Genomic DNA, 803 nt, shown 5'->3' with positions numbered 1-803 from the left:
CTCCAATCCTGCATCAGGTTCAGCTGGCGCAGATCCAGCTTGCGGTTTACAAGTCTCTCGCATGGCGGACGTTCGGCAAAATAAACGTCTTTAAAATAGTCAGATTTTACACTGGTTATTTTAACGCTATCAGCAAGGCCGAGCAGATTTAACAATTCACCCGCCACTTCCAGCCGGCTTGTCTGACCGCCGCATACCATATTATACAATCCCCAATATTCATTTTTAATCAGCGCTTTTACATTTTTTGCAAAGTCGTGGGTAAATGTGGGTGTACCATCTTTATCGTCTACAATAAACAATTCTTTCTTACCTTCTTTTAATTGCTTCATCAGCTTCTGGATAAATTTCTTATCCTTTTTTGGCCCGGCACCCATCATCCATCCAGCACGGCATACCAAAAAGCGTTTGGCGTTTTCACAAACAAATCTTTCACCCATGTACTTGCTTCTGGCATAAACCCCCAGAGGATTGGGCATATCCCAATCGTCATACAGTTCTTTAGCGCCATCAAATATACCGGCTGTGCTGATGTATAAAAGCGGAATATCCAGTTCGTTGCTGAGATACACTGCATTTTCAACACTCATTGTGTTGGTGGCATAAGTATCTTCAGCATGCTGTTCACAATATTCAAGATCTGTATAAGCGCCCAGGTGAAAAAGATAGTCCGGCTTAAAAGCCATCACATCTTTTTTATAGGCTGCAAAATCCCTGAAATCCAAAAATGAAAGCCAGCTCTCGTTGACATCCTTATCGGTACACTTGATTTCGTAATCGTCTTTAAACTGATGATAAAAGGC

Annotated in this window: 1 protein-coding gene; it reads right to left on the bottom strand. The window is 42.0% G+C overall.

Annotation, left to right across the window (positions count from 1 at the left end):
* Window positions 1-803 (bottom strand): SDR family oxidoreductase (locus tag QWZ08_RS28100; protein ID WP_290341368.1); only part of this gene is annotated, 803 nt, incomplete at both ends.

This window comes from Ferruginibacter paludis (assembly GCF_030409685.1).
Taxonomy (GTDB): Bacteria; Bacteroidota; Bacteroidia; order Chitinophagales; family Chitinophagaceae; genus Ferruginibacter; species Ferruginibacter paludis.
Note: the sequence above shows the minus strand (reverse complement) of the source record. Positions and strands in the feature narration are given on the sequence as shown.